Raw genomic sequence first — 20,117 nt, 5'->3', positions numbered from 1 at the left:
CTGGGCGCGCAGCGCCCTCAAACGGCCACGCGAATATGTCAGGAAAAGCCGCTCGTCTGCATTGCGTCTGCTTCGCAGACGAGCGGGAGCAAGCTCCCTCGCCACAAGAAGGATCATCGATCTCAAGACCGGCGATCTGCCGTTAACCTTAAGTTACAAAACCCCCAGCCGATTTAAGCTATACAGAGATAGTGCTGAATAGTGGCTATCTGCCGTCGACCTGCGCCTGCCAATAAAAATAAGAATCAAAAGGGAGACTTCCAGTGAAGAGCTTGCTCTATCCCGCCGTCGCGCTGATGAATCGCCTGAGCTTCGGCATGAAGTTCAGCCTGATCAGTGTGCTGTTCCTCGTGCCGATGCTGGTGACCAACTTCTATCTGGTCCGCGATTCTTATCGTGAATTCCAGGGCACACAAGTCGAGCTGCAAAGCCTCAACCTGCTCGGCAGCAGCCTGACCCTGCGGCGTGATCTGGAAACCCTGAACAACCTGGTGCAAATCAACGTCACCCTTGGCCAGTCCGGCAAGGCCGGCAATGTCGAGACGAAGATCAGCACCCTGGAGCAAAGTGTTCTGGCCCGCCTGCAAGGGCTGACGGCGATGACCACTGATCCGGAGCAGATCACGGTGTTCGATGGCAAGCGCGATGAAATGATCGCGGCGTTCAAGGCCCAGCAAGCGGAAAACTCCCTGCAAAGCAAAAGCGGGATGATCGGCAAGTTGCTCGGCAGCGCGCAGATTTTCAGCCAGATCATCGCCAGTCAGGCCGGCCTGACCCGCGACACCCAGAGCGACATGCGTCAGCTCAGCGAGCTCATTACCAACGTCACTCCGCCCGTGACGCAGATCCTGGGCGACGGCCGGGCGATGGGTTCCTATTCGCTTGGGCAAGGTTTTCTGAATTCGTCGTCGAGCACCCGGTTCGATGAACTGCTGGCGCAGATCGAAAAGCTCCAGGGCGAATACGGTCTGAAGCTCAATGATGCATTGGGCTCCAGCAAAGCGGCGCGTGACACCCTGACCGCCCAGGCCGAGAGCAGCAAAGCCTCGCTGAAAAAGGCCAGTGAGCTGTTCGAAGAGCAGGTGGTGATGGCCGACACCCTCGATGCGCCGTGGCAGGCTTTTTACGATCAGGTCACCGGCCTGATGGACCAGACCTACCAACTCAACGAAGCGACCCTGACGTTCCTCGGCACCCAGTTGCAGCAGCGACTGGAGCAGAACCGCACCCACATGGTCTTGCAGGCCGTGGCGCTGTCGGTGGTGTTTGTGTTGATTTTTTACCTCTACGGCGGCTTCTACGCCTCGACCCGCACCACCCTCAAACGCCTGGGCGCGACGCTGGACAAAGTGGCGGCGGGCGACATGACCGTCACCTTCCGCGCCGAAAGCCGCGATGAGTTGGGCGAGCTGGGCGAGGTGTTCAACGGCACCGTGAAGAAAATCCATGACCTGATCGAGCGCGTAGGCCAGACCGTGAATGAGGTCGAGCGCCAGGCCGGGCAAGTCGAAAGTGTCTCTGCCCAAAGCAACCAGGCGGTGGCGGGGCAGCGCTCGCAGATCGAGCAGGTCGCCACGGCCATGAATCAGATGTCGGCCACCTCCCTAGAGGTGGCGCGCAGTGCCGCGGCGGCGGTCAGCAGTGCTCACAGCGTCAACGACGAGACCATCAGCGGTCGCGGCCTGGTGGCGTCCCAGCAGGGCAGCATCGCGCAACTGGCCAGTGAGATCGATCAGTCGGTGCGGGTGATCAACCAATTGGCCAGCGACAGCCAATCCATCAGCCGCGTGCTGGAAGTGATCAAGAGCATTGCCGAGCAGACTAACCTGCTGGCGCTCAACGCGGCGATCGAAGCCGCTCGGGCCGGTGAGCAGGGACGGGGTTTTGCGGTGGTGGCCGATGAGGTGCGGACCCTGGCCAAGCGTACCCAGCAATCGACCGAAGAAATCGAGCAGATGATCACCAAGCTCCAAAATGGTGTCGGCGCGGCGGTGAAAGCCATGGGCGTCAGCCATCAGGTGGCCGATGGCACCGTCGGGCAGTCGGAAAAGGTCCAGCAGGCGCTGGAAAACATCCTCGGCGCCGTCGGCATGATCGTCGACCAGAACCAACAGATCGCGGCCGCGGTGGAGCAGCAGACCGCCGTGGCCCACGACATCGACCAGAACATTGTCGAGATCAACCGCGCGGGTGAACGCACCGCTGAAGGTGCGCACCAGACCGAAGATGCCAGCCGAGCGTTGTCGGCCCAGGTGGTGGAACTCAAACAACTGATCAGCGCGTTCCGGGTCTGATGNNCNCAANNGATCAAATGTGGGAGCTGGCTTGCCTGCGATGGCGGTGTGTCAGTCANAGANATGTTGACTGACACACCGCTATCGCAGGCAAGCCAGCTCCCACATTTGTTTANCGCGGTNATCGTTATGCCGCCGGATGGGCCACAGGCATTGGCCGTGCTGGCGGTGGCCAGTTGCTCAGGGCTGATCGACATGATCCCGGCCAGTGCCGAGCAGATCGCCGGCAGGTGCGCCGGGCTGTTGCGTTGACCGGGAAACATGGCGGGCGCCATGTCCGGTGAATCGGTTTCCAGCACCACCGACTCCAGGGGCAATTCGGCGAGGACGCGGTGCATGCGCAACGCCTGCGGCCAGGTCGCGGCGCCGCCCAGGCCGAGTTTAAAACCGAGCTTGATGTATTCTCGGGCCTCTTCCTTGCTGCCGGCGAAGGCATGAATGATGCCCGCGCGTTTCAAGCGAAACCGTTTGAGTGTGGCAATCACCGCGGCATGGCTGCGCCGCACATGAATCAGCACTGGAAGATTGAAGTCCACCGCCAGTTGCAGTTGCGCGTCGAACAAGGCCTGCTGGCGCTCACGGTTGAGGGTTTCGATGAAGTAATCCAGGCCGATCTCACCCACGGCACACAATTGCCGATGACCCGCCAGGCGGGTCAGCCAGTCACCGAGTTCGAGTAAATCGTCAGGGCGATGCTGGTCCAGGTACACCGGGTGCAAACCGAGCGCCGCATGCAGGTCGGGATCGCTTTGCACCAGGTCCCAGACCCGCTGCCAATTGCCCTGATAAACCCCCAGCACCACCATCCGCCGCACCCCGAGGGCGCGGCTTTCGGCGAGCAGCGCCGTGCGGTCCTCGTCGAAGTCCGGAAAATCCAGATGAGTGTGGCTGTCGATCAGCTCCACGGTTCAGTCCTGGCGAATACGCTGCTTGAAGGTCCGCGCGATGGCTTGCACGCCGGGTTGGTAATCGGATTGCTCGATAGCGGCCAGCGCCAGGCGCAGGGCCGTGTCGGCGATCAATTGGTGTTGCTGGGCCATGGCGTTGACCGGCAGCGGCAGGAAGTCCAGCAGTTGGGTGTCACCGAACGTGCCCAGGCGCAGCGGACGGGTTTTCAGCGGGAAGTCGTGCAAGGCATCAAACACGCCTTGAAGCAGCACGTAGGACGTGGTCACCAGCGCATCCGGCAAATGCCCCAGGCGCTGCAGCAATTCTTCCATCAACTGCTTGCCGCACTCGCGGCTGAACGACTCGCCGTGCTCGATCAGCACCTCGCCTTTGAACCCGCTCAACGCTTCCTTGAACCCGGCGGCGCGTTCCTGGCTGATGCTCAGTTCGGGACGGGCGCCGATCAGCGCGATTTGCTTGGGCAGCGGGTCGAGCAGGCTGCGGGTCAGTTGCAGGCTGGCCTCGCGATCATCGCTGATCACCGAACAGAAATGCTCAGGCTCCATCACCCGGTCGATGGCAATCACCGGAAGGCCNTTGGCTTGCAACTCGCGATAGCTGTCATCACTGGCCGGCAGGCAACTGGCGACGAACAGCGCATCGCAGCGTCGTGCACGAAACAGTTGCAGCAACTGGCGTTCGCTGTCCGCATCATCGTCGGAGCTGGCGATCAGCAACTGATAGCCTCGTGCTCGCGCACCTTGCTCCAACAACTTGGCAATCCGTGCGTAACTGGGGTTTTCCAGGTCTGGCAGGATAAAACCCAAGGTGCGCGTATGCCGGCTGCGCAGCCCGGCCGCCTGAGGGTTGGGGGTAAAACCATGGGCTTCGACCACCGCCCGCACCCGCTCGACGGTGGCACTGCTGATCCGTTGCTGTTCGGCCTTGCCATTAATGACATAACTGGCGGTGGTAACGGACACACCGGCCAGACGTGCGATATCACTGAGTTTCAAACCGGGATTTCCTTGTTTTTCGGCCGACATTTTCGCCAATCCTAACCGATTCGGGCAGACGACCATGGTCTGAACGCATCCGACAAGTTGGACTTCAAGGATGGGACATTATCGAGTAACGTGCCAATCATTCTAGATTAAACGTTTCAGCAGGCGTATTTTCTAGGTTATAAGCGCATTTGGCCGGTTCTGCCGCGAAACCGCCAAAAATGATGACTAAGCGCCTAAGCTGAATCATTCAAAACAATACCTGGCGCCAACAGACGCCAAAAAGGAGAAAGCATGCTCGAGCTCACCATAGAGCAGATATCCATGGGCCAGTCGGCTGTGGATAAGTCCGAAGCCTTGCAATTGCTGGCTCGGCATCTGGTCACCGATGGCCTGGTGGCCGAGGGTTATCTTGCCGGTTTGCAGGCACGGGAAGCCCAGGGCTCGACCTTTCTCGGTCAAGGTATTGCCATCCCCCACGGTACGCCGGAAACCCGCGATCTGGTGTTTTCCACCGGCGTGCGGCTGATGCAATTCCCCGAAGGCGTGGACTGGGGCGATGGCCAGATCGTTTACCTGGCNATCGGCATTGCCGCCAAATCCGATGAACACCTGCGCCTGCTGCAACTGCTGACCCGCGCCCTCGGTGAAACCGACCTGGGCGAGGCGCTGCGCCGTGCCGGCAATGCCAACGCGTTGCTGAAGCTGCTGCAAGGCGCGCCGCAGGAACTGGCGCTGGATGCGCAGATGATCAGCCTTGGCGTGTCCGCCGATGACTTCGAAGAGCTGGTGTGGCGCGGTGCGCGCTTGCTGCGTCAGGCCGATTGCGTGAGCAACGGTTTCTCCGCTGTTTTGCAGCAAGTCGAAGCGTTGCCGTTGGGCGATGGCCTGTGGTGGTTGCACAGCGAGCAGACGGTCAAGCGTCCGGGCCTGGCCTTCGTCACGCCGGACAAACCCATGCGTTACCTCGGTCAGCCACTCAACGGTTTGTTCTGCCTGGCCAGCCTCGGCGAAGCCCATCAGACCTTGCTCGAACGCCTGTGTGCGCTGCTGATCGAGGGCCGTGGCCATGAACTGGGTCGCGCCACCAGCAGCCGTAAAGTCCTCGAAGTGCTGGGCGGTGAACTGCCAGCGGATTGGCCGAGCGCGCGCATTGCGTTGGCCAACGCCCACGGTTTGCATGCCCGCCCGGCGAAGATCCTCGCGCAGTTGGCGAAAAGTTTTGAAGGCGAAATCCGCGTGCGCATCGTCGATGGCCAGGACAGCGCCGTGTCGGTGAAGAGCTTGAGCAAACTGCTCAGCCTCGGCGCCCGGCGCGGTCAGGTGCTGGAGTTTGTCGCTGAACCGAGCATCGCCGCTGATGCCTTGCCAGCCCTGCTGGCCGCCATCGAAGAAGGCCTGGGCGAAGAAGTCGAGCCGTTGCCCGCCGTGAGCCAGCAGCGCGAGGTGTTTGCCGATGTCGCCGAAGTGCTCCTTGCGCCAGCGTCCGGCAGCCTGGTCCAGGCGATTGCCGCTGCACCGGGCATCGCCATCGGACCGGCGCACATTCAAGTGCTGCAAACCATCGATTACCCGCTGCGTGGCGAGTCCGCCGCCATCGAGCGCGAGCGTCTCAAGCAGGGGTTGGCGCACGTGCGCCGCGACATCGAAGGCCTGATCGAACGAAGCAAATCCAAAGCCATCCGCGAGATTTTCATCACTCACCAGGAAATGCTCGACGACCCGGAACTGACCGACGAAGTCGNCACCCGCCTCAAGCAAGGCGAGAGCGCCGAAGCCGCGTGGATGAGCGTGATCGAAGCCGCCGCCAGGCAGCAGGAGTCGTTGCAGGATGCCTTGCTCGCCGAGCGCGCCGCCGACCTGCGCGACATTGGCCGTCGGGTACTGGCGCAACTCAGCGGCGTCGAGACCCCGAGTGAACCCGATCAGCCGTACATTCTGGTGATGGACGAAGTCGGCCCGTCCGACGTTGCCCGTCTCGATCCGACCCGTGTGGCCGGCATTCTCACGGCCCGTGGCGGCGCGACCGCTCACAGCGCGATTGTCGCCCGAGCCCTGGGCATTCCGGCCTTGGTGGGCGCAGGTCCTACGGTGTTGCTGCTGGCGCCGGGCACGCCGTTGCTGATTGATGGCCAACGCGGTCGCCTGCATGTGGACGCCGACGCAGCAACCTTGCAGCGCGCCACCGAAGAACGCGACACCCGCGAGCAACGTCTGAAAGCCGCCGCCGAACAACGCCATCAACCGGCGCTGACCACCGACGGTCACGCGGTCGAAGTGTTCGCCAACATCGGCGAAAGTGCCGGTGTGACCAGCGCGGTGGAGCAGGGCGCCGAAGGCATTGGCTTGCTGCGCACCGAACTGATTTTCATGGCCCATTCCCAGGCGCCAGACGAGGCCACTCAAGAAGTCGAATACCGTCGCGTCCTCGATGGCCTGGCCGGTCGTCCTCTGGTCGTGCGCACCCTGGATGTGGGCGGCGACAAACCGCTGCCGTATTGGCCGATTGCCCAAGAGGAAAATCCCTTCCTTGGGGTGCGCGGTATTCGGCTCACCTTGCAGCGCCCGCAGATCATGGAAGCGCAACTGCGTGCGCTATTACGTTCCGCCGATAACCGGCCGCTGCGCATCATGTTTCCCATGGTCGGCAGCGTCGATGAGTGGCGCGCCGCCCGCGATATGACCGAGCGCCTGCGCCTGGAGATCCCGGTGGCCGACTTGCAACTGGGGATCATGATCGAAGTGCCGTCCGCTGCCTTGCTGGCGCCGGTACTCGCCAAGGAAGTCGACTTCTTCAGTGTCGGCACCAACGACCTGACCCAATACACCCTGGCCATCGACCGTGGCCACCCGACCCTGTCCGCTCAGGCGGATGGCCTGCACCCGGCGGTGTTGCAGTTGATCGACATCACCGTGCGCGCCGCCCATGCCCATGGCAAATGGGTCGGCGTGTGCGGCGAGTTGGCGGCGGACCCGTTGGCGGTGCCGGTGCTGATTGGCCTNGGTGTGGACGAACTCAGCGTGTCCGGTCGCAGCATTGCCGAGGTCAAGGCGCGCATCCGCGAACTCAGCCTGAGCCAAACCAGAATTCTCGCCCAACAGGCCCTGACCGTGGGCAGCGCCAATGAAGTGCGCGCATTAGTGGAGGCCCTGTAATGGCCAAGATACTGACCCTGACGCTCAACCCGGCGCTGGACTTGACGGTGCAACTGCCGCGTCTCGAGCCCGGCCAAGTCAATCGCAGCGACGAAATGCACACCCACGCCGCCGGTAAAGGCGTGAACGTGGCGCAGGTGCTGGCCGACCTCGGGCATCAGGTGACGGTCAGCGGTTTCCTCGGTGAGGACAACCTTCAAGCGTTTGAGACCCTGTTCGCCAAACGTGGTTTTGTCGATGCGTTCATCCGGGTGCCCGGTGAGACGCGCAGCAACATCAAACTGGCGGAAAACGATGGGCGCATCACCGACATCAACGGCCCGGGGCCGATGGTCAATGCGGCAGCGCAGCAGGCCTTGCTGGATCGACTCGAGCAGATTGCGCCCGGTCATGACGCGGTCGTCGTGGCCGGCAGCCTGCCGCAAGGGATCAGTCCTCAGTGGCTGCAGGCGTTGATTGAGCGTTTGAAAAGCCTCGGTCTGAAAGTCGCCCTCGACACCAGCGGCGAAGCCTTGCGCGCCGGTCTCAAGGCTGGCCCGTGGCTGATCAAGCCGAACACCGAGGAGCTGGCCGACGCGCTGGGCTGCGAGGTGATATCGGTGGCGGCACAGGCCGAAGCAGCGAGCCGTTTGCACGCTCAAGGCATCGAGCATGTGGTGATCTCCCACGGGGCCGATGGCGTGAACTGGTTCAGCNCGGGCACGGCGCTGCATGCCACGCCGCCCAAGGTCAGCGTCGCTAGCACCGTGGGCGCGGGTGATTCGTTGCTGGCCGGCATGCTCCACGGTTTGCTCAGCGCCGACACGCCTGAACAAACCCTACGCACCGCCACGGCGATTGCCGCGATGGCGGTCACGCAGATCGGTTTCGGAATTGGCGATGCCACGCAGTTGGCGCGGCTCGAACAGGGCGTGCGCATCCGCACCCTGACAGAACAATAAGAGGGTTTGTGATGAAGTTAGCCATTGTTACTGCCTGCCCGAACGGCATGGTCACCAGTGTGCTGTGCGCCCGCTTGTTCGATGCAGCGGCCCAGCGTCAGGGCTGGAGCACCAGCGTCGAAGTGGTCGATGCCGCGCATCCGGAACGTCAGCTGTCGGCGGCCACGATTGAAGCGGCCGAGTGGGTGCTGCTGGTCACCAGTGCGCCGGTGGATATGTCGCGATTTGTCGGCAAGAAAGTGTTCCAGAGCACACCCGCGCATGCCCTGCAGGATGTCGAAGCGGTGCTGCGACGCGGGGCTGAAGAAGCTCAGGTGTATGTCGCGCCCGAAGCCGTCGAGCAACCTGCTGCCACCGTTCAAAACGCGCCACGCCTGGTGGCGATCACGGCGTGTCCGACCGGTGTCGCTCACACCTTTATGGCTGCCGAAGCCTTGCAGCAAGCGGCCAAGCGCTTGGGCTACGACCTGCAAGTGGAAACCCAAGGCTCGGTCGGTGCGCGCAACCCACTCAGCGCTGCGGCGATTGCCGATGCTGATGTGGTGCTGCTGGCCTGCGATATCGAAGTCGCCACCGAGCGNTTCGCCGGCAAGAAAATCTACCGNTGCGGTACTGGCATTGCGTTGAAGCAAGCCGAGGCGACGCTGAATAAAGCGCTGGCCGAAGGCAAGCAGGAAACCGCTTCGACCGGCGCCAAAGGCCCGGCCAAACAAGAGAAGACCGGCGTCTATAAACACCTGCTCACGGGCGTGTCGTTCATGNTGCCGATGGTNGTGGCGGGCGGCNTGTTGATCGCCCTGTCGTTCGTGTTTGGCATCACCGCGTTCAAGGAGGAAGGCACGCTCGCCGCCGCACTGATGCAGATCGGCGGTGAGACTGCGTTCAAGTTGATGGTGCCGTTGCTGGCGGGTTACATCGCCTACTCGATCGCCGACCGCCCGGGCCTGGCGCCGGGGATGATCGGTGGCCTGCTGGCGAGCACCCTGGGCGCCGGTTTTATCGGCGGGATCATTGCCGGTTTTATCGCCGGTTATGCGGCGCAGGCGATCAATCGTTACGCGCGTCTGCCGCAGAGTCTCGAGGCGCTGAAACCGATCCTGATCATCCCGTTGCTGGCGAGCTTGTTCACTGGCCTGGTGATGATTTACATCGTCGGCAAACCGGTGGCGGGGATGCTCGAGGGGCTCACGCACTTCCTCGACAGCATGGGCACCACCAACGCGATTCTGCTGGGAGTGCTGCTCGGCGGGATGATGTGCGTCGACCTTGGCGGGCCGATCAACAAAGCCGCGTATGCGTTCTCGGTCGGGCTGCTGGCCTCGCAAAGTTATGCACCGATGGCCGCGACCATGGCCGCCGGTATGGTGCCGCCAATTGGCATGGGTATCGCCACGTTCCTGGCGCGGCGCAAATTCGCCCAGACCGAACGCGAGGCAGGCAAGGCCGCGATGATTCTGGGACTGTGCTTTATCTCCGAAGGGGCGATCCCGTTTGCGGCCAAAGACCCGCTGCGCGTGATTCCGGCCAGCATCGCCGGTGGCGCATTGACCGGTGCGTTGTCGATGTATTTCGGCTGCAAACTGATGGCGCCGCACGGTGGGTTGTTTGTGCTGGCGATTCCGAATGCGATCAACCATGCGCTGTTGTATCTGCTGGCGATTGTGGCGGGGAGTTTGTTGACGGCAGTGGCGTACGCGCTGCTCAAACGACCTGAAGTCGTTGAGATGGCACTGGAACCCGCCAAGGCCTGACACACCGCAAAACCTGTGGGAGCGAGCAAGCTCGCTGCCACAAGGNNCAAAACCTGTGGGAGCGAGCAAGCTCGCTGCCACAAGGGAGCAGTGGTGTTGGCAGATTTTGGTGTCACACCGGTTTCATGCGCACGTGCTTTAGTTTTCCTTTTCAGGGAGAACACCATGAGCGAATTCGATCTCGGCCGCCGCCGTGTCATGCAAGCCGTCGGCGCCGGGCTTTTGCTTCCCGGCCTGGCACCGGCCGTCATCGCCTCGGTCAAGGACCGTCCGCAACTCACCGATGGCGTGCAGTCCGGCGATCTGATGGGCGACCGCGCGATGATCTGGAGCCGCAGCGACCGCCCCGCGAAGATGGTGGTGGAGTGGGACACGCGCAGCCTGTTTGGCAACCCACGCCGATTCGTCTCGCCATTGGCTGATGCGCGCAGCGACTTCACCGCCCGCGTCGAACTCACCGGGCTGCCGGTCGATCAGGCGATTTTCTATCGCGTGCACTTTGAGGACGCCCAGACCGGCGTCGCCAGCGAGCCGTGGTTCGGTCACTTGCGCAGCGTGCCGCAACAGCGCCGCGACATTCGTTTCGTGTGGAGCGGCGATACCGTCGGCCAGGGCTTTGGCATCAACCCGGACATCGGCGGCATGCGCATCTACGAAGCCATGCGCCTGCGCCTGCCGGACTTCTTTATTCACAGCGGCGACACCATCTACGCCGATGGCCCGGTGCCCGCGCAGCTGACCATTGAAGNCGGCCGCATCTGGCGCAATATCACCACCGAGGCCAAGAGCAAAGTCGCGGAAACCCTCGATGAATATCGCGGCAACTACCGCTACAACCTGCTCGACGAAAACGTGCGCCGCTTCAATGCCGAGGTGCCGCAGATCTGGCAGTGGGACGATCACGAGGTAGTCAACAACTGGTCGCCGAGCAAGCAGTTGGATGAGCGTTACCAGACCAAGGACATCCACAGCCTTGTCGGTCGCGCCCGGCAAGCGTGGCTGGAATATGCGCCCATGCGTTTGCAGAGTGCGGACGGCGGCGGGCGAATTTATCGCCAGCTCGGTTACGGNCCCTTGCTGGATGTGTTCGTGCTGGACATGCGCAGCTATCGCGAAGCCAATGACGACAATCTTGGCGCCGCCAAACCGTTTCTCGGTCGTGAGCAACTCGACTGGCTCAAGGCTTCATTGAAAGCCTCCACTGCCCAATGGAAAGTCATCGCCGCCGACATGCCGATCGGTCTCGGCGTCCCCGACGGAGAGGTCCGCCCGGGTGTGGCGCGTTGGGAAGCAGTGGCCAACGGTGATCCCGGACCGGCTCAGGGACGTGAACTGGAAATCGCAGAACTCTTGGGCTTTTTACGGGCGCAGCAGGTGCGCAACTACGTGTTCCTGACGGCAGATGTGCATTACTGCGCCGCGCATCATTACCACCCGGACCGCGCCGCATTCCAGGACTTCGAACCGTTCTGGGAATTTGTGGCCGGGCCGTTGAATGCCGGGAGCTTCGGGCCTAATCCGCTGGACAAGACGTTCGGACCCGAAGTGGTTTTCGAGAAGGCCCCATTNGCGCAAAACACTTCGCCGTTTGCCGGGTTTCAGTTTTTTGGTGAGGTGCAGATTGATGGGCAGACGGCGGAGTTGACCGTCATTTTGCGGGATTTGGATGGGGTGGCGGTGTTTGAGCAGAAGTTACAGCCTGTCTGATAGATCCACCCCTCACCCCAGCCCTCTCCCCAAAGGGGAGAGGGGGAAAGGGGGCCGATCTCTGTATAACGTGAGACACCTCGGTCAGACCCCTATCCCTCTGGGAGAGGGCTAGGGTGAGGGGGCTCTTTCAGTAGACGTCGCGGCGGTAGCGGCCCAGTTCGATCAGGCGGTCGACTTCTTCAATCCCGAGCACTTCGTTGAGTACGTGATCCACGCCTGAAGCCATTCCCTGCAAGCTGCCGCAGATGTAGATGACGGCACCGTCGGCCAACCATTGCTTCAATAGATCGGCCGACTCGCGCAGTCGATCCTGCACATAAATCTTCTCTGCCTGGTCCCGCGAGAACGCCAGGTCCAGTCGCTCCAGATCACCTGACGTCAGCCACTCCTCAAGCTCATCGCGGCACAGGTAGTCGTATTCCCGATGACGCTCACCGAACAGCAGCCAGTTGCGCTGCTGGCCATCGGCAATGCGCGCCTTGAGCAAGCTGCGCAGGCCGGCGAGGCCGGTGCCGTTGCCCAGCAGGATCATCGGTACTGGCTCGGTCGGCAGGTGGAAACCACTGTTGCGCCGCACCCGCAGGCTGATGGTGTCGCCTACCGGCGCGTGTTCGGTCAACCAGCCGGAGCCCAGGCCCAGGCTGCCGTCGGGGTGACGTTCCTGACGCACGATCAACTCCAGCACGCCGTCGCTGGCAATCGAGGCGATGGAGTATTCGCGCATGCCCAGCGGCACCAATGCGTCGACCAGCGCTTGCGCGTGCAGGCCGACCAGATGCGCCCGGTTCTCGGGCAGTTGTCGGCTGGCGAGGGCTTGCTCCAACGGTTGCGACAGGCCATCGAAGGTCACCATCGCCCGGCCTTCAATGCCCAGGCCATCAAGGAAATGCTCGATCGCCCACGGGCAATTGCGTGGCAGGACTTCCACCAGATCCCCGGCCAGCCAGCTGCTGGTGGTCGGGGCGGTGAGGCCCAGCAAATACACTGGCGAGCCGCTGCTGTCCGGGTTCATCAGCTCGCGACGGGACAGGGTCCAGTTGTCGTAGCTTGGCGCTTGCCAGGTGTCGACCGGCGCTTGCCCGGTCAGCAGACCGAGTTGCTGCTGCCAGTGACGCAGGGCGTAAGGGTCGCCGCTGTCGACTTCCACCGGCGCGAACAAGGTCTTGCCGCCATGCTCGCCGAGCCAGGTGTGCAAGCGTCGGGCGAAGCCGCAGAAGTGTTGATATTGGCGGTCGCCGAGGCCGAGCACCGCGTAGTTCAGGCTCTCCAGGCTCAATGCCCGGCCCAGCACTTTGCGCTCGAAACCGCGGGCGCTGTCCGGTGCTTCGCCGTCGCCAAAGGTACTGACCACGAACAACGCATTGCTGGATTCACGCAAATCCTGTTCGCTGACATTCGCCAGTGGCTGAACCTTCACCGGCAGGCCGGCCGCCTGCAATTGCCCGGCAGTTTGCCAGGCCAGTTGCTCGGCAAAGCCACTTTGGCTGGCGAAACCGATCAACCAGGCGGGTGCATTGCTGCCCGTTTGCGCGAAGTCTTTGCGGGCGTCCCTGATCTGCTTTTTCTTGCGGCGACGGTCCAGGTACAACAACCAGCCAGTGACGAAGAACAGCGGCATGCTCAGCGCGGTAAGGGTCAGGATGATCCGCCCGACGATGCCGAAGTAGCTGCCGACGTGCAGCGCGTAAATGCTGGTCAGCAATTGCGCCTTGAGGCTCTTGTCGCTGTAACGGTCATGCCGTTTGACCAGGCCGGTCGCCGGATCGAGGCTGATCTGGTTCAGTGCACGGTCATGGGGCGAGGTGTTCAACAGGTAGAAGACCGTCGCCGGTTGGCCGGCCACGGGCGGCATGCGGATGTTATAGGCGCTGAGTGCCGGGCCTGCGGCGCTGTAGATGCTGCTCCACATGGCGGCGTAATCGGCGGTGGGCGCCGGGCCGCTTGGCGCAGGACCTCGACCGCCGCGAACGCGCTCGTTTTGCGGCGCGTCGGAAAGCAATTGGGTCAGGCCCTTGTTGTACCACTCATAGGACCAGGACAACCCGGTCAGCGCGGACAGGAGGTAAAACACCAGGCACCAGGTGCCGGCCACCGAGTGCAGGTCCCAGTTGAAACTGCGGCCCTTTTTCTTCCAGTCGAGGGTCAGCCACGCACGCCAGTTCGCCACTTGGCGTGGCCAGCGCAGGTACAGGCCCGAGAGGCAGAAGAACAGCAATATCAGCGTGCAGGCGCCGGTGATTTGCCGGCCGGTGTCGCCCATGGCCAGNAAGCGGTGCANNTGCAGCATCAGGCCGAAGAAGTCCTGGCCGGTGGCTTCACCCATGAAGTCGNCNGTGTAGGGATCGAAGTAGCGCATCTGGCCNCGGCGCTCNCCCGGTGGCGGGGTGAAACTCACCCGCGCGGCGTTGCCGCTGTCGGTCTCGACCCAGAGCATCGCGACTTTCTTGCCGGAGGCGCCCTCGATTTTTTCCACCAGTTCGGCGGGCGGCAGGACGCCGGCAACCTGCTTCTCGACCTGCAACACGGAAGGATTGAGCACGCTGAGGATTTCATCCTCAAACGATACCATCGCCCCGGTGATGCCCATCAGGGCCAGGACCAGCCCGGCACTGATGCCGAAAAACCAGTGCAACTGGAACAGGGTTTTCTTCAACACGTCGCTCGCCTTGTTCGTTCGAAATATCATCACGGCGCGCATTATGCCGTGGGTTGCTGAGAAACATTCTTTTTTACGTACAAAAGCCCCGTTCATGTGGATGAACGGGGCCTGGTCCTGATTTCAGCCTTCACCCACAGGGATTGCGGTGTGGCTGGCAATCAGAAGTGGAAGTTGTCAGCCTTCACCCACAGGGATTGCGGTGTGGCTGGCAATCAGAAGTGGAAGTTGGTGCTCAGCAATGCCGTGCGGCCCGCCGCCTGGTTGGCAAAGTGCGCCGCGTAGGCTTTGTCGTAGTAGGTTTTGTCGGTCAGGTTCTGCACGTTCAGTTGCAGGTCGACGTTTTTGCTCAGCTTGTAGGCAGCCATTGCGTCGTAACGAACGTAGGAATCCACCATGGTGGTGTTGGCCACGCTACCGAATACATCGTCAACATAGAACGCACCGCCACCGATGGTCAGCTTCGGCGTGACCTGATAGGTCGTCCACAGGCTGGCGCTGTTTTTCGGGGTGTTTGGCAGTTCGTTGCCGTTGTTGGCTTTGTTGGCTGGCAAATCACCACCATCGACCTGCTCGCTGTCCATGTAGGCGTAACCGGCGAAGACTTGCCATTTTTCGGTGATCTTGCCGGTGGCCGACAGTTCGATACCCTGGACGCGGGTTTTACCGGCGTTTTCATAGGACGTGGTGTCGACCTGAACCCGGGCGTTTTCTTTCTCGGTGCGGAAGATATCGGCGGTCAGCGACAGACGATCGTTCAGCAGATCCCACTTGGTACCGATTTCGTAGTTCTTGGTGGTTTCCGGCTCCATATCGCTGCTCAGCAGGTTGCCGTTGCGATCCGGAGTGCCGCCCAACGGGTTGCCTTCCTGACCTTCGCCCAAAGTGTTGCCCGGTGGCGTGGCGGAGGTGGCGTAGGACGCGTAGATGCTGCCGTTTTCGGCCGGTTTGTAGACCACGCCGAACTGCCCGGTCACGAACTCGCTGACGTCATCCCCTTTGGACGTGGTCACGCTGGAAGCGTTGTAGGTTTTGTACTTGGTGTCGAAATGGTCGTAACGCAGGCCCATATTCACCAGCCATTGCTCGGACAATTCCAGGGTGTCGAACACGTACAGCGCGTAGGTGTTGGCCTGGGTGTCGGTGCCGGCGTAGTTACGCGAGATCGCGCCGTTCCACGGGTCGTTCGGGTTTGGGTTGGCCAGCGAGGTGCAGTTGTAGCCGCTTGGCGCGCCGATCAATGCCGGGGAGCAGTTGGTGGTCGAAGCCGCCGTTCTCGGAGTGGTGTCGACGTTGACGTTGTACGAGGATTTCTGGCTTTCCTCGCGGCTCAACTCGATGCCGGTGGCGAAGCTGTTCTTGAAGCCGGCGATGTAGACGTCACCAAACAGATCGGTCTGGTTCGTGGTGGTCTCAGTGTTGCTGACGCGGGTGTTGGCCCGACGCCAGACGCTGCCGTTATTGACGTTGCCCTNGCTGTCGTCCGGCTGGGTGAGGATGTAGTCCTGACCGNTGCTGCCGTGGCGCAAGGTGTTCTTGACGGTCAGCGCGTCGGTCAGGTCGTGCTCGATGGCGAAGGTGGCCGTGTCGGTGCGGCCCTTGCGGAAGTCGCGATCGTTCAAGCCGTAGAAGTTGCTGCTGTCGCCGCCGTCGTTCGGTTTGTCGGGGTTCGCCTTGGTACGGGCGGCCGAGCCTGCGACAGGAATGGTGTACGGAATGCCCGAGTCCGGCGTGTCATTGCTTTCCAGGTGGTAGTAATCGAGGTTGACCCGGGTGTCGGTGCCCAGGCCAAACGCCAGCGACGGTGCGATGCCCCAACGGTCGTAATCGACGCTGTCACGGCCGGCGACGTTGCTTTCGTGGCTCATCAGGTTCAGACGGCCAGCGGCGGTGTCGGTGAACTGGTAGTTGCCGTCCAGGGTGTAACGCTGGGTCTGGTCCGAGCCCCAGGTAAAACCACCGTCGAACGAATCGCCCAAGTGAGCCTTTTTGCTCACCAGGTTAATGCTGCCGCCCGCTGCGCCACGTCCGCCAATGGCCGAGTTCGGGCCTTTGCTGACTTCGATGGATTCTACGGCGAAGATCTCGCGGCTCTGTGATCCGGTGTCGCGCACGCCNTCCAGGTAGGTGTCGCCCTGTGCGTCAAAACCACGAATGAACGGGCGATCGCCCTGAGGGTTGCCACCTTCACCGGCGCCGAAGGTAATGCCCGGTACGGTGCGCAAGGCATCCTGCATATTGAGGGCGCCGGTGTCCTTGAGCACTTGCTGCGGGATGACGGTGACCGAGCGCGGTGTGTCCACCAGCGGTGCGGTGTACTTGGGCGAGGAGGCTTTTTCGACGTTGTAGGACGTCGCATCCTGGGCTTCGCCAGTGATGGAGGTCGCCCCCAGGGAGATCGCATTGCCCGGCGCTTTTTCGTCGGCCTTTTCGGCTGCGAAAACCATGTGGCCGGCAGAACCGGCCGTGATCGCCACGCCAATTGCAGACGCGAGCAAACGCGGTGAACTGACCGGTAAATGTGAGTGTTGGCGTGACATTTGAATTCCCCTCCCCAAGGATTTGAGGCCGCGGAATATAGGGTAGACGCGTATTTGTATCAATTGCGAAACGTTACTATTCGCGAGGAATTTACATTCTTTACAATTTAACCTTACGGTTTTTGATGATTCGTTCGTCGTGGGGGTTTTACACAGTCAATAAGAATCAATACCATTGCCGGCTCCTTACGTTCAGGTGTGATCCCATGCTGCTGCACATTCCCGGCGTGTTCGCGAAAGAAGAAGTGCAGCGCATCCGCGATGCTTTGGAGCAGGTGGATTGGGCCGATGGCAAAATCACCGCCGGGCACCAGTCCGCCAAAGCCAAGCACAACCTGCAATTGCCCGAAGGCCACCCGTTGGCCAAGGAAGTGGGCGCGGCGATGCTGGAGCGGCTGTGGAAAAATCCGCTGTTCATGTCCGCAGCGTTGCCGCACAAGGTGTTTCCTCCGTTGCTGAACTGTTACACGGCGGGCGGCAGTTTCGACTTTCATATCGACAACGCCGTGCGTCAGCCCAGGGGCAGCCATGAGCGGGTACGTACCGATCTGTCGGCGACGCTGTTCTTCAGCGAACCAGAAGACTATGACGGCGGCGAACTGGAAATCCAGGACACCTTCGGCACCCAGCGCGTGAAGTTGCCGGCCGGCGACATGGTTTTGTATCCCGGCACCAGCCTGCACAAGGTCAACGCCGTNACGCGCGGGGCGCGGTATGCCGCGTTCTTCTGGACCCAAAGCCTGGTGCGCGAAGACAGCCAGCGCACGTTGCTGTTCGAGATGGACGGTGCGATCCAGCAATTGACTCAGGACATGCCCGATCACCCGTCGCTGATCCGTCTCACGGGCACGTATCACAACCTGTTGCGTCGCTGGGTCGACGTATGAGTTTTCAATTGCGCCGCGAGGAAGTCCTCGACGGTGATTCGCTCAAAGCCATGCTGGAAGAAAGCCCCGCTCGCGCAGCCCAGGCGATTCTGATCGCTGCCGGAGAAGGCGTGCTCGACGCTCAGGCCTTGCTCGGGCAGATCCTGCTCGACGGCCAGGGCATCGCGATGGATCAGGCGCTGGCGCTACGCTGGTTCGCGATTGCGGCTCAGGGCGGGCACTTGATGGCGCGCAACATGCTCGGTCGTTGTCATGAACATGGCTGGGGGTGTGCGGAGGATGCTTCGGTTGCCGCGCAGCATTATCGAATCGCCGCCGACGCAGGGCTGGATTGGGCGATGTACAACTACGCCAATCTGCTGGCGACCGGGCGCGGAGTTGCCGTAAACCAGCGCCAAGCACTGAGTTTGTATCGACAGGCGGCCGAACTGGGCCATGCGAAATCGATGAATCTGCTGGGGCGATATCTGGAAGAAGGGCGGGTTTGTCCGGCAGATCCGCAAGCTGCGTGTGAGTGGTATCGACGTTCGGCGCTCGGCGGGGATTTTCGTGGGCAGTTCAGTTATGCCGCTGTGTTGGCGGATGGCGGCAAGATCGACGAGGCGCTGGTCTGGTTACGCAAGGCCCTGGACGGTGGCAATCTGAATTTCCAGCGGGTGGCGAGTCAGACCTTATCGACGTCGACCGATCCGAGAATTCGCGGGCTGACCACCGAGTATCAACAGCGTGTTCGGGAGCTCACTCTTGGATGATCGTTTCCACGCAGAGCGGGAACGATCAGCCGGACACAAAAAAGCCCATGACACGTCATGGGCTTTTTGATTTCTGCGTGCAGCGTTTTACACGTAGTACGACTTCAACGGCGGAAAGCCATTGAACTCAACCGCGCTGTAGCTGGTGGTGTAGGCACCGGTCGACAACCAGTATAAACGATCGCCAATCGCCAGGTTCAGTGGCAGGCCGTATTTGTAGTTTTCGTACATGATGTCGGCGCTGTCGCAGGTAGGACCGGCGATGACCACTTCTTCCATCTCGCCTTTCTTCTCGGTCCAGATCGGGAACTTGATGGCTTCGTCCATGGTTTCGATCAGGCCGGAGAACTTGCCCACATCCGTGTACACCCAGCGCTCGACGGCGGTACGCGATTTACGCGCCACCAGTACCACTTCACTGACCAGGATACCGGCGTTGGCGATCAGCGAACGGCCCGGTTCCAGGATGATTTCCGGCAGGTCGTCGCCGAAATCTTCCTTGAGGAAGCGGATGATTTCCTGAGCGTAGGTTTCCAGGCTGTTGGTGCGGGTGATGTAGTTGGCCGGGAAGCCGCCGCCCATGTTGATCAGCTTGAGGTGGATACCGTCTTCTTCTTTCAGGCGTTCGAAGATCACTTTGACCTTGGCGATCGCTGCGTCCCACACGCTGATGTCGCGCTGTTGCGAGCCGACGTGGAAGGAGATGCCGTAAGGCACCAGGCCGAGGTCGCGGGCGAGGATCAGCAGGTCCATGGCCATGTCGGTCTGGCAGCCGAATTTGCGCGACAAAGGCCAGTCAGCCGTGGTCGAGCCTTCGGTGAGGATACGCACGTACACTTTCGAGCCCGGCGCGGCCTTGGCGATGTTGCGCAGGTCGGCTTCGGAGTCGGTGGAGAACAGGCGCACGCCTTTCTCGTAGAAGTAGCGGATGTCCTTGGATTTCTTGATGGTGTTCCCGTAGCTGATACGGTCGGGGCCAACGCCCTGGTTCATCACTTTGTCGAGCTCGTAGATCGACGCGATGTCGAAGTTCGAGCCTTTCTCTTTGAGCAAGTCGATGATTTCGACGGCCGGGTTGGCCTTGACCGCGTAGTAGACCTTGGCGAATTCGAAACCGGCGCGCAGGTCATCGTAGGCCTGGCTGATCATCGCGGTGTCGATCACCACGAACGGGGTTTCTTGCTTGTCGGCGAACGCCTTCATTTTGTCAAAGGTGGCGCGCGCGAAATAATCTTCGACGTTAATCGACATGCTGGGAACTCCTAAGGGCAAACTAATTTGATCAATGGGTGCAAATGAACGTCCTCCGTATCCCCACTTTGGTTCGCCGCCTGAAAGCCGGCCGGGCTAGGCGCAGTCCGCAGGTAAGGGTCGTTTCCTTGCCAAGGACTGCAACACAGCCTGGCCGGCTTTCAGGCGCAACCCGAAGGGCCGGGCCTGATTTTGCGCAGGGCTGCGTTACTCGTCGCTTATTTGGAACAACCAAACCACGCTCCTCGCGCCTTGCCCTGCACAAAATCAGGTCCGGCGCGCCCCAA

At 61.5% G+C, this 20,117-nt stretch carries 11 protein-coding genes and 2 pseudogenes; 8 read left to right on the top strand and 5 right to left on the bottom strand.

Annotation, left to right across the window (positions count from 1 at the left end):
• Positions 1 to 296: 296 nt before the first annotated feature.
• Both B7L09_RS32795 and B7L09_RS32790 read left to right on the top strand, forming a co-directional pair.
• A pseudogene (locus tag B7L09_RS32795) lies at positions 297 to 1,436 on the top strand (HAMP domain-containing protein); the annotation flags it as partial.
• Positions 1,437 to 1,580: 144 nt separating this feature from the next.
• Positions 1,581 to 2,294 carry a methyl-accepting chemotaxis protein gene (locus tag B7L09_RS32790; RefSeq protein ID WP_374039740.1) on the top strand — a complete coding sequence of 238 codons (714 nt, stop codon included), beginning with the start codon at positions 1,581 to 1,583 and terminating at the stop codon, positions 2,292 to 2,294.
• Positions 2,295 to 2,440: 146 nt separating this feature from the next.
• Here B7L09_RS32790 and B7L09_RS12975 read toward each other — a convergent pair.
• Both B7L09_RS12975 and cra read right to left on the bottom strand, forming a co-directional pair.
• Positions 2,441 to 3,199: pseudogene (locus tag B7L09_RS12975) on the bottom strand (TatD family hydrolase); the annotation flags it as partial.
• A gap of 3 nt (positions 3,200 to 3,202) precedes the next feature.
• The gene (gene cra, locus B7L09_RS12970) at positions 3,203 to 4,198 is read right to left on the bottom strand and encodes a catabolite repressor/activator (RefSeq protein ID WP_094469168.1); all 996 of its coding nucleotides are present in this window, start codon (positions 4,196 to 4,198) and stop codon (positions 3,203 to 3,205) included.
• 282 nt (positions 4,199 to 4,480) lie between these two features.
• Between cra and ptsP the strand changes: the two genes are divergently transcribed.
• From ptsP to B7L09_RS12950, 4 genes are all read left to right on the top strand, one after another.
• Positions 4,481 to 7,342 (top strand): phosphoenolpyruvate--protein phosphotransferase, encoded by a 2,862-nt coding sequence (gene ptsP / locus B7L09_RS12965; protein ID WP_094469159.1) that lies wholly within the window; start codon positions 4,481 to 4,483, stop codon positions 7,340 to 7,342.
• The gene (pfkB, locus tag B7L09_RS12960) at positions 7,342 to 8,283 is read left to right on the top strand and encodes a 1-phosphofructokinase (protein WP_094469158.1); all 942 of its coding nucleotides are present in this window, start codon (positions 7,342 to 7,344) and stop codon (positions 8,281 to 8,283) included. The genes ptsP and pfkB overlap by 1 nt, the downstream gene beginning before the upstream one ends.
• 11 nt (positions 8,284 to 8,294) lie before the next feature.
• Complete coding sequence (locus tag B7L09_RS12955) at positions 8,295 to 10,034, top strand: PTS fructose-like transporter subunit IIB (protein WP_094469157.1); 1,740 nt, start codon at positions 8,295 to 8,297, stop codon at positions 10,032 to 10,034.
• A 165-nt stretch (positions 10,035 to 10,199) separates the two neighbouring features.
• On the top strand, positions 10,200 to 11,741 hold the full coding sequence (locus tag B7L09_RS12950; protein WP_094469156.1) for an alkaline phosphatase D family protein: 1,542 nt from the start codon (positions 10,200 to 10,202) through the stop codon (positions 11,739 to 11,741).
• A gap of 130 nt (positions 11,742 to 11,871) precedes the next feature.
• Here B7L09_RS12950 and B7L09_RS12945 read toward each other — a convergent pair whose 3' ends face one another.
• Both B7L09_RS12945 and B7L09_RS12940 read right to left on the bottom strand, forming a co-directional pair.
• Complete coding sequence (locus B7L09_RS12945) at positions 11,872 to 14,400, bottom strand: PepSY domain-containing protein (RefSeq protein ID WP_094469167.1); 2,529 nt, start codon at positions 14,398 to 14,400, stop codon at positions 11,872 to 11,874.
• Positions 14,401 to 14,615: 215 nt separating this feature from the next.
• Complete coding sequence (locus tag B7L09_RS12940; RefSeq protein ID WP_094469155.1) at positions 14,616 to 16,940, bottom strand: TonB-dependent receptor; 2,325 nt, start codon at positions 16,938 to 16,940, stop codon at positions 14,616 to 14,618.
• Positions 16,941 to 17,146: 206 nt separating this feature from the next.
• Between B7L09_RS12940 and B7L09_RS12935 the strand changes: the two genes are divergently transcribed.
• Together B7L09_RS12935 and B7L09_RS12930 are read left to right on the top strand one after the other, a co-directional pair.
• Positions 17,147 to 17,827 carry a Fe2+-dependent dioxygenase gene (locus B7L09_RS12935; protein ID WP_094469154.1) on the top strand — a complete coding sequence of 227 codons (681 nt, stop codon included), beginning with the start codon at positions 17,147 to 17,149 and terminating at the stop codon, positions 17,825 to 17,827.
• Complete coding sequence (locus B7L09_RS12930; RefSeq protein WP_094469153.1) at positions 17,824 to 18,579, top strand: tetratricopeptide repeat protein; 756 nt, start codon at positions 17,824 to 17,826, stop codon at positions 18,577 to 18,579. Before B7L09_RS12935 ends, B7L09_RS12930 begins: the two co-directional genes overlap by 4 nt.
• A gap of 87 nt (positions 18,580 to 18,666) precedes the next feature.
• On the opposite strand, the gene B7L09_RS12925 is transcribed toward B7L09_RS12930, so the two are convergent.
• A complete protein-coding gene (locus B7L09_RS12925; protein WP_094469152.1) occupies positions 18,667 to 19,830 on the bottom strand; it encodes a type III PLP-dependent enzyme in 1,164 nt (387 codons plus the stop codon).
• Between the last annotated feature and the right edge of the window lie 287 nt (positions 19,831 to 20,117).

This window comes from Pseudomonas mandelii (assembly GCF_002251635.1).
GTDB classification, from domain to species: domain Bacteria; phylum Pseudomonadota; class Gammaproteobacteria; order Pseudomonadales; family Pseudomonadaceae; genus Aquipseudomonas; species Aquipseudomonas mandelii_B.
Note: the sequence above shows the minus strand (reverse complement) of the source record. Positions and strands in the feature narration are given on the sequence as shown.

What these genes read in the sequence shown, in the direction of transcription:
- B7L09_RS32790 (WP_374039740.1), top strand. Translation starts at nt 1,581, where the DNA reads ATGAATCAGATGTCGGCCACCTCCCTAGAGGTGGCGCGCAGTGCCGCG.
- B7L09_RS12930 (WP_094469153.1), top strand. Translation starts at nt 17,824, where the DNA reads ATGAGTTTTCAATTGCGCCGCGAGGAAGTCCTCGACGGTGATTCGCTC.
- B7L09_RS12925 (WP_094469152.1), bottom strand. Translation starts at nt 19,830, where the DNA reads ATGTCGATTAACGTCGAAGATTATTTCGCGCGCGCCACCTTTGACAAA.